Source organism: Streptomyces pimonensis, from assembly GCF_041380215.1.
Classification (GTDB): domain Bacteria; phylum Actinomycetota; class Actinomycetes; order Streptomycetales; family Streptomycetaceae; genus Streptomyces; species Streptomyces pimonensis.
The window spans coordinates 92,213-101,737 of sequence record NZ_JAHWZY010000015.1; the positions used below are offsets into that span (position 1 = coordinate 92,213).

Consider the following 9,525-nt stretch of genomic DNA (forward strand, 5'->3'; position numbering starts at 1 on the left):
GTGGGCGGTGCGCACCCGCCGGCGGTGTCCCCCGGTCGGCGTGTCATGCCGGCTCCGGCCGACGGAAGCGGGGCGGAGCCGTCCGCCTCCGAGGCGGTTCGGGTGCGGCAGACGGCATGCCCCCGAAACGGGGGGCGAGCGGCCTTCGGCCCGGCGGTGTCGTGGCCGGGAGGGCTTCCGCGATCCCGGGCAGGGGTGTCGTGCCGTCGGGGAGGGGAACTGTGCCGTCACCGCTGGACTGTGAAGCCACAACGCCCAGTTGGCCGACCTGGAGCGGTGGCGCTCCGTGATCGGCGCCCCCACCGTCACCGGCGCGCACCCCGGGCTCACGTCCTGGGCGTGAATTCCGGCAGGGTGAAGGCCGAGTCGGCCGGTCGTCCCCCGGCGGAGGGGAGGGCACTGAGTTCGCGCAGCCTGTTGTTCCGTTCTTCCAGGACCTGAGGGGTGGTCGGGAAGAGCGTGGCACCGCCCTTGCCGACCAGCGCCTGGTTCATGGTCACGAACTCGCGGGTGCCGTGTTCGTAGGCGGCGAAGCCCGTGACATGGTCCCGGTGGGCCAGGGAGCCGGCGAGCATGTAGGCGCCGACGAGCGCGAGGCTGGTGCCCTGTCCGGTGAGGAACGAGGGTGCGTACGCGGCGTCGCCCACCAGCGCGACCCTGCCGCTGGACCAGCGGGGCATCCGGATCTGGCCGACCGCGTCGAAGAACAGGTCGTCCGCGTCGCGCAGGGCGGCCAGCATGCCCGGGACCTCCCAACCCGCGTCGGCGAAGACCGAGGCGACCAGCTCCCGTTGGGCTTCCGGGTCGCGGAACGCGTCGAACGGCGGTTCCGGGTGGGCGAAGTTCAGGAAGGCGTGCACTTCGTCGTCCCCCACGGCGTAGAGCGCCGCGGCCCTGCCCGGGGCGTTCCACATCACGGTCTCGTGCGAGAGCTTGAAGGTGTTGGACATGGTGAACACGGCGAAGCAGTGGCCGAGGTAATGGTGGAACTGCTCCTCGAGGCCGAACAGCGTCTCCCTGGTGGACGAGTGCAGACCGTCCGCGCCGAACACCATGTCGAACGTGCGCCTGCCGCCCCTACGGAAGGTGACGTCGACTCCGTGGCCGGACTGTTCGAGAGTGTCGACGGAGTCGCCGAACATGAACTCCACGTCGTCACGGACCGCCGCGTAGAGGGCGTCGGACAGATCCCCGCGCCGCACCTCCAGGTCCCGTCCCGCGGCACCGCCGGTGACGTCGTGCGGGTGGAGCGAGGCCACTTCGCTGCCGTCGCCCTCCAGGAAGGTCAGCCGGCGCAGGTCGATGTGCGCGTCCCGCAGTCGCGGCAGGATCCCCATCCTCGCCACGACGTCCACTGCGGTGCCGCGCACGTCGACGGGGTAACCACCGCCACGGAGCGTGGGCGCCTTCTCGACCACCGTGACCGCGTATCCGTAGCGGTTCAGCCAGAACGCCAGGGCGGGGCCCGCGATACTGGCCCCCGATATCAGGACCTCGCACCTCGGCGTGGTACGGGTACCTGTCGGTCGATCGGTGCGGGTCATCCCTTGACTCCTTTGTCCATGGTGCGGGTGACAAGCAGGGCCGACGCCGTGACGGCGCCGGCTATGACGAAGCCGGTGACGTAAGCAGATTCGGCCGCGACATCCGACCCGGAGGGGGTCGCGGCGGTGAGGAGCGCACCACTGAGCTGCCCGCCCACGGCGTAGCCGAGCACGCGGCTCACCAGGATCAGGCTGGTGGCGATGCCGGTGTCACCCCGGTCGACGGATGTGGCGGTGCTGGTCATCATCGCCGTGACGCACAGGCCGTTGGCCAGCGCGATCAGCGCCTTGCCGACGACGAGGTGCCAGACCTCGGTGTGCACGGCCGCCAGGGCGACCAGAGAGGCGGCCGTGAGGACGACCCCGGCGGTGACCACGGCACGCGAGCCGAAACGCCGGTCCCCGATACCACCGAGCGGCCCGGCCAGCGTCGCGGCGATGGCACCGGGCAGCAGGAAGAAGCCGATCTGGGTGGCGCTGGCCCCGAAGCCGTATCCGTCGCCGGTCTCGTCGAACAGCTGCGGAACGAGATAGACCGCCATCGAGGTACCGAGGCATATCACGAACGTCAGCGCGCACGCTTTCCATATCGCAGGCCGTGCCAGCATGCGCAGGTCGATCATCGGTGCGGCCGCGCGCCGTTCGACGGCCACCCATCCGGTGACGGAGGCGGCCAGAGCCACGACGAGGGCGCAGAGCACGAGTGGCCGCGAGGCGAGGTCGGGCGCCAGCGCGAGGACGAGCATGAGCGTGACCAGCGTCCCGCTCAGCAGGAGCAGGCCGGGCCAGTCGATCCCGGCGTCGTCCGACCGGCCCGGTGGATCGTTCGGCATCAGCCGGTGCACCAGCAGGGTGGCCCCGATGACCGCGATCGTCGGCAGCGCGAACATCCAGTGCCGGGAGAGCGCTTCCGCCACGGGCCCGGCCATCAGCGTGCCCACCATCCCGCCCCCGACGAACAGTCCGCTGACTACCCCGATGGCCACCTTCGACTCTCCCGCGGGGAGGTTCTTGCGCACCACGATGAACGACAGGGGCAACGCGCCCACCATCGCCCCCTGCAGTACCTGGCCGAGCAGCAGCACGGGCAGGTTCGGCGCCAGGGCAGACACCAGGCCGCCCACCGAGACCACCGCCATCAGCAGGATCAGGATCCGTTTCCCGCCGTAGCGGTCGCCGAACTTGCCTGCCAGCGGTGTGACGAGCGCGCCGGTGATGAGGAGCACGATGCTCAGTAACGCCCCTTCGGCCGGACTCATGTCCAGCTCGCGTTGGAGGAGCGGGAGGGTCGGCGTCACCACCGACTCCAGGGCACCGGTGGAGAGTGACAGCATGCCGAGAGCCCCGACAGCTGCCTTCCCGATGCGGACCGGGGGGAGCAGGGTTTCGGTCATGAGCGTCCTTATCTTTCGTTGCCGGGCGAGTGAGGGGGCGGGCGGCAGGCGCAGCGCTACCGTCTTCCGGCCCGCGCCGGAGACCGGCCGGGGCCGCTGCGGCAAGACGCGCTCGCTGCTCCGCGGCCCCGCGCCCGAGAGGTCGTACGGAGCGGAAGCCGGCGTGAGGCCGGCTGCCGCCCGTACGAACGCGCTACGACCAGCGGCGCAGCACTGCCCGCGCCGGTAGCGTGACCGCTAGCAGCGCCAGAACGACGCCGGCGGCCGCGAAGGATCCGTACACCAGCGGGGGCACGTACGGCCCCTCGCCGGTCATGCCGCGCATCATCGGGATGAGCGTGGCCGCGGCGATCGCGGAGCCGAGGACCACGCCCACCGCGGAGACCAGCAGGCCCTCCCAGCGGAGCATCGTCATCACCTGGCGCCGGGTGGAGCCGACCAGGCGCAGTGTGCCCAGCTCACGGCGGCGGTCGAGGACCGTCATCACCAGGGTGTTGGCGGCGGCGATGGCGGCGAAGCCGCCGAGGACCGCGGCCATGGTGTTGTTCATCCAGGCGCCCAGCTTGGCGTCGAGGTTCCGCTCGGTGGCGTAGCCGGAGGCATCGGTGACCTCGCCCAGGGCGGTGAGTGCCTTCTCCGAGCCGCCCCTCACCAGCAGCGTGCTGTCGAAGGCCGCGGTGACGTGCCCGTCCAGGGACGCCCGGTCCATGGTCACCGTGGCCAGGCCGAGGCCGCGGCCGTAGACGGCGACGATCTCGGGGCCGGCCTCGGTGCCGTCGGGGAGGTGGAGCGGGAGCCGGTCGCCGACGCCGGCGCCCGCCGAGTTCGCGAGGGTCCTGTCGATGGCGATCCGGCCCTTGCCGAGCCGGTCGAGGCTGCCTTCGCGTACGTCCAGGTCCTGGACCTTCGCCAGCTCGGCGCCGGAGCCGGTGACGCCCTGGGTCGCCGCGCCCTGGAGTGACTTGAACTCGCCGGAGCCGGTCGGCACCAGCACCCGTGTGTTCAGCAGTCCGACGGCCGCGTCCACACCCGGTGCGCGGGCGGCCTGTGCGGCCGCGTCCACCGGGAGCCCGGCCGGGTCCGTGACCACGTGGTCCGCGATGATGCCCGCGCGCAGCTGCTTGTCGGCGGCGTGGGTCTCGCTGGTGTGCATGAACACGAGGGTCGAGGCGAAGGCCATGGCGAGGACGATCGGGGTGATCGCGGAGGCGAGGCGGCGGGCGTTGGTACGGGAGTTGGCGGCCGCGAGCTGGGCGGCCGGGCCCGCGCCCCGCAGGGGGAGGCCGAACAGGCCCGCGCACAGCCGCGCCACCAGCGGGCCTAGCAGTGCGACGGCGAGCATGAAGAGCATGACGACGCCGAGGGCGGCGCCGGCCGCGTCGGATCCCGTGGAGCTGGCGGAGAGGCCGGTGAGGAACCCGCCGCCGACCAGGGCGCCGATGCCCAGCATCGTACGGATCAGGCCGGGCCGCAGCCGCTCCACCGACGCCTCGGCGAGCGCCTGTCCCGGCTTGATCCTCGCGGGCCGACGCCCGGCCGTCCAGCCGGCGGCGAGGGCGGTGAGCAGTCCCGTGCCGACGGCGACGAGGAGGGGGAGCGCGGAGACGTGCAGGTCCACGGCGTGCGGGATCGCGCCGCGGTCCTGCAGCTGCCCGAACCACCAGCGCGCGAGCCCGATGCCGGGCAGGCAGCCGACGATCCCGGCGAGCGGCGCGACGAGTAGTGCTTCGGAGGCGACCGCGCGGCGGATCTGCCGCGGGGTGGCGCCGATGGCGCGCAGCAGCGCGAATCCGCGGGAGCGCTGGGACACGGACAGGGTCACGGTCCCGGCCGCGGTGAAAACCGCGACGATGGCGGCGATGCCGCCGAAGGAGCCGCCGATTCCGAAGAGAGTGTCCTTGGCGTAGCCGAGGCCCGGGTCCTCGACGGCCCCGCGGTCGTCGCCGGTGTGCACCTGGGCTCCGGAGCCGGCCAGGGCCCTCCTCACGGAGTCGGCGAGGGTGTCGGCATCGGTGCCGTGCCCGGCCAGCACGGCGATGGCGTCGGCCTTGCCGGGGTGACCGGCGAGCGTGGGTGCCTGGGCGTCGGCGAACCAGGCCAGGGCGCCCGCGGCGCCGGCGTTCCGGGCGGTGCCCTCGGTTCCCGGGTCGGCGACGCCGGCGACGCGGAAGTCCTGCTGCCCGGCGGCGGTCTGCAGCACGACGGTGTCGCCGACGGCGGCCTTCGCGGCGCGGGCCGTACCCGCGTCGAGCACGACTTCGTCCTCGCGGGGCGCGGAGCCGGTGGTCAGCGCGGTGCCGGTGAAGGCGTGCGAGCCCCATCCGTGTGCGGTGAACACACCGCCCTCCACGGACAGTTCGCGTGTGCCGGGACCGGCCCCTTCGTGCGCCGCGCGCACCGGGAAGGTGAAGTCCGGGACGGCGGTGGCCGCGCCCGGCGCCTCGGCGGCCTTCGCCGCCAGCCCGGCGTCCACCCGCGCGGTGTCCGGCAGCGGGACCGCCTCCTTCTCACGGTCCTCACCGCTGCCCGTGACGATGTACTCGTACTGGTCCGCCGCCGCGACGACCGGCGTCTTCGCGTACCGCTCGGGCGGCACCGACGCGCGCAGGCTGGTCTCGAGCAGGATTCCGCAGGTCGAGACGATCAGTGCGGACATCAGCAGCGCGAGGAAGGTCCCCGCGAAGGACGCGGGCTTGAAGCGGACGGCCTCACGGGCGAGCCCGTTGGGAAGCCTCATGCCGCCGCACCCGCCATCGCGCCCGTACGGGAGGTGAGCACGGTTATCCGCGCCGCGATCTGCTCCGCCGAACCGCGTTCCAGGCCGTCGGCGAAGGCGCCGTCGGCGAGGAACAGCACGCGGTCGGCCCAGGCGGCCGCGGCCGGGTCGTGGGTGACCATGACGACGGTGGCGCCGAGGGTGTCCACCGCGTGCCTGAGCAGGCCGAGGACCTCGGCGGCGGTGCCGGTGTCGAGGGCGCCGGTGGGCTCGTCGGCGAAGATCACGTCGGGGCTGGTGACCAGGGCGCGGGCGACGGCCACGCGCTGCTGCTGGCCGCCGGAGAGCTCGCCGGGCCGGCGCTTCGCCTTGTCGGCGAGCCCGACCTGCGCGAGCACCGCGGCCGCCCGGTGGCGGTTCTGGCGCTGCCCGGCGAGGCGCAGGGGCAGCAGGACGTTCTGCTCCACGGTCAGCGACGGCAGCAGGTTGAACGCCTGGAAGACGAAGCCGAGGCGGCTGCGGCGGAGCTCGGTGAGCTCGTTCTCGCTCATACCGGTGATCTCCGTACCGCCGAGGCGCACGGACCCCGCCGACGGCCGGTCGAGCCCGGCGGCGCACTGCAGGAAGGTGGACTTGCCGGACCCGGACGGGCCCATGACCGCGGTGAACGTGCCGCTCGGGAGGGCGAGGTCGACGCCCGCGAGGGCGTGCACGGAGTCCGCGCCGCGGCCGTACTGCCGCCGGACGCCGCGCAGTTCGACGGCGAGACCGGGTGTGGCGGCCGGGTTCTCCGGTCGGTCGTCCGCCTTCTGTCGCTTGCCGCTGCGTAGCCTCATGTTCCGCCCTCTCACGCTCTCTTCTTCCCGACGGGGTGAAGAGTGCGGGGACGGCTGCGCGCCGGGCGTCATACCCCGGAGCCAATGTGGAGGTGCTACCCCGGTAGGGGGTGGGGAAGGCAGGCCCCTGCGCCGGAGGCGGGGCGGTCGGGCCGGCGTCGGCGCGACGTGCACGGGTCTCGGCCCGGCGCCGCCCTGCGCCGGGGTCCGGGTGGGGAGGCGCCCTCGGCGAGACCTCGGCCCGCCCGACGCGGCTCACGGTGCCGGTGCCGTGCGCGTGTCCGGGGCCGTCCTACTCGCCCGGGGTCACCAGTCCCGATTCGTAGGCGAAGACCACCGCCTGGGCGCGGTCGCGCAGGTCGAGCTTGGTGAGGACGCGGCTCACGTGCGTCTTCACCGTCTGCTCGGCCAGCACCAGCGTCGCCGCGATCTCCGCGTTGGACCGGCCGCGGGCCACCAGGGTGAGGACCTCGGTCTCGCGTTGGGTCAGGGCCTTGAGCCGCAGCGCGGGCTTGCCCCGGGCGGCGGGACGTTGCCGGGCGAAGTCCGCGATGAGACGGCGCGTCACGGAGGGGGCGAGCAGCGCGTCGCCCGAGGCCACGATGCGTACCGCCGCGATGAGGTCGGCCGGCGGCGCGTCCTTCAGCAGGAAGCCGCTCGCGCCGGCCCGCAGCGCCTCGTAGACGTAGTCGTCGACGTCGAACGTGGTGAGCATCAACACGCGCGGCCGGTGCTCCCCCACCGCCCGAAGGGCGTGGGCGGTGCCCCCACCGCCCGGCGGGGACGCGAGGATGCGGCGCGCGGCCTCGAGGCCGTCCATCTCGGGCATGCGGACGTCCATCAGCACGACGTCCGGACGGGTGCGCCGGCTCAGCTCGACGCCCTGCGCGCCGTCGGGGGCCTCGCCCACCACGTCGATGTCGCTCTGGGCGGCCAGCAGCGCGGCGAAGCCGGCCCGCACCATGGCCTGGTCGTCGACGATGATGACGCGCGTCGTCACGTGAGGTCCTTTTCGGTCAGGGGTATCTGGGCGGCCACCCGGAAGCCGCCGTCCGGCAGCGGCCCCGTGTCGAGGGTGCCGCCGGCGAGCCGCACCCGCTCGCGCATGCCGACGAGGCCGTGCCCGGTGCCGCCCTCCTCGATCGGCGCGGCGGGTGGCTCGGGCGGCGGCCCGTTGACGACGAGGACGGTGAGCCGCGCGCCGTCCTGCGCGACGGACTCCGACACCGACACCTGCGTCGGGGCACCCGGCGCGTGCCGCACGACGTTCGCGAGGGCCTCCTGGACGATGCGGTACGCGGAGAGGCCCACCGCCTCGGGCACGTCGGCGTCGCAGGGGGTGAACTCCACCGGCATGCCCGCCCTCACCGTCGCCTCCACCAGCTGCCCGATCCGCGTCAGGCCCGGCTGGGGCGCGAGCTCGCCGTGCGCCTCCTCGTTGCGCAGTACGCCGAGGAGCCGTCGCATCTCGCCGAGCGACTCGCGCGCGGTCGCCGCGATGGACGTGAACTCCTCCTGCACGTGCGGCGGCAGCCTGTCGAGGCGGTACGCCGCGGTGTCCGCCTGCACCGTGATGACGGACATGTGGTGCGCCACCACGTCGTGCAGTTCGCGTGCGATGCGGGCGCGTTCCTCCAGCAGCGTCCGCCGGTCGCGTTCGGCCTCGCTGATCGTCTCCTGCTCGGCCAGCCTGCGCTGCGCCTCGTACCGCTCGCGGAGCGCACCGGAGAGCAGGAGCGTGATGCCGCTGAGCATCGTGAGCACCGTGCTGTTGCTGCTCGTACCGTCGGGAACGACAGACCCCAGACCGATGCCCGCGCCCGCCGTCGCCAGCCACACCAGCACCAGCGTCCGGCGCCGCTCGCGCAGGCCGAGGGCGAGGCAGAGGCCGACGTACCCGACGATCTCCATGGGCGGGAACGGCCACAGCAGCCGCTCCTCGAGGTCGACGGTGAGCAGGACGAGCGCCCCGGCCACGTCCGCGACGAAGACCACGTACCACGCCTGCAGCGGGCGGACGACGGCGAGCAGCAGCGGCGCCGCCTGCGCCACGGCCAGCGCGCTCGCGACGCCGGCGTTCAGGCCGTAGTCGGCGGTGAGGACCTGGATGGTGGTGGGCAGCAGGGCGACGCACAGCACGAACGCCACGCCCCACGGCAGCAGCCGTACCCATCGGCGCGAAGCCCCCGCGAACAGCGCGCGCGGCGGCTTCTCCTGCGCTGGCGTCATGGGAGCCACCTTATGTGCGGCGGAACGGCGTCAGGAGACGCACAGCGGTTCTCCCCCTTCGCGCAGGTGCCGCAGGGCCTGCCGACAGGAGTCGACGAGGCCGGTCTCCGCGCGGGAACGCCCAGGTCACGGCGGTGGGTCCGCACCATGGACCGGGCGAGCCCCAGGGGACGGGGATGCCGGGAGATCAGGAGGTGCTCGATCCGGTCGCGATCGCCTCCGCGATCCGCTCGGACTCCAGCACGCTGCCCGCGGGGCCGGCCGGGTTGATGTAGAGCGCGTGGCCGGGGGGCAGGCGGTCCAGGAGGGACGGGACGGTGACGCGTTCGAAGGCGAAGCCGCCGACGCTGTCGAGGTGGGTCGGGGAGGTGAAGACCGGGACCACGAGCCCGCCGTCCTCCACCGCGGCGGTCACCAGGGATCCGTCCGGCAGGATCAGTACCGCCACCTCGGCGGCGGCCAGTACGCGCAGGACGTCCTCGGCCGGTCCGTAACCGGTGACGGCGAGCTGGAGGGCCGCGTCGACGTCGTCGGTGGGATCGGGCCAGCCGAGCGCTTCCGGGGAGGGGCGGTACGCCTCGTTGTCCTCCCACTCCTCGATCTCGCCGGTCGCTCCCGTGCGCCAGCGGCCGACCACGACCCGGTCGGGCGGCACGCCCTCGCCGTCCCAGCCGGGGTCGATCATGCTGATCCAGTGCTCCGGCGCGAGCCGGGCGGCCTCGACGATGTCCTCGGGGGGCGTGGGCATCGCTGTCCCGCCGCGCTCAGTCGTCTCGTTCATCCGCACGCGCTCTCCCGACACACAT

7 protein-coding genes are annotated in these 9,525 nt (G+C 73.4%); all 7 read right to left on the bottom strand.

All coding sequences use genetic code 11. The annotated features are described in order from the left end of the window. Positions 1-326 precede the first annotated feature (326 nt). The 7 genes from KYY02_RS17145 to KYY02_RS17175 all read right to left on the bottom strand — a co-directional run bounded on the left by KYY02_RS17145 (position 327) and on the right by KYY02_RS17175 (position 9,500). A complete protein-coding gene (locus KYY02_RS17145) occupies positions 327-1,544 on the bottom strand; it encodes an FAD-dependent monooxygenase (protein WP_371238825.1) in 1,218 nt (405 codons plus the stop codon). Then, positions 1,541-2,938, bottom strand: coding sequence for an MFS transporter (locus KYY02_RS17150; protein ID WP_371238826.1), 1,398 nt, complete (start codon positions 2,936-2,938; stop codon positions 1,541-1,543). The genes KYY02_RS17145 and KYY02_RS17150 overlap by 4 nt, the downstream gene beginning before the upstream one ends. Before the next feature lie 193 nt (positions 2,939-3,131). Continuing rightward, positions 3,132-5,675 carry an FtsX-like permease family protein gene (locus KYY02_RS17155; protein ID WP_371238827.1) on the bottom strand — a complete coding sequence of 848 codons (2,544 nt, stop codon included), beginning with the start codon at positions 5,673-5,675 and terminating at the stop codon, positions 3,132-3,134. Continuing rightward, positions 5,672-6,490 (bottom strand): ABC transporter ATP-binding protein, encoded by an 819-nt coding sequence (locus tag KYY02_RS17160; RefSeq protein WP_371238828.1) that lies wholly within the window; start codon positions 6,488-6,490, stop codon positions 5,672-5,674. Before KYY02_RS17160 ends, KYY02_RS17155 begins: the two co-directional genes overlap by 4 nt. A gap of 292 nt (positions 6,491-6,782) precedes the next feature. Then, on the bottom strand, positions 6,783-7,490 hold the full coding sequence (locus tag KYY02_RS17165; protein ID WP_371238829.1) for a response regulator: 708 nt from the start codon (positions 7,488-7,490) through the stop codon (positions 6,783-6,785). Further along, positions 7,487-8,719, bottom strand: a complete 1,233-nt coding sequence (locus KYY02_RS17170) for a sensor histidine kinase (protein ID WP_371238830.1) — start codon at positions 8,717-8,719, stop codon at positions 7,487-7,489. The genes KYY02_RS17165 and KYY02_RS17170 overlap by 4 nt, the downstream gene beginning before the upstream one ends. A gap of 187 nt (positions 8,720-8,906) precedes the next feature. Continuing rightward, a complete protein-coding gene (locus KYY02_RS17175; RefSeq protein ID WP_371238831.1) occupies positions 8,907-9,500 on the bottom strand; it encodes a type VII secretion system-associated protein in 594 nt (197 codons plus the stop codon). Positions 9,501-9,525: the final 25 nt, after the last annotated feature.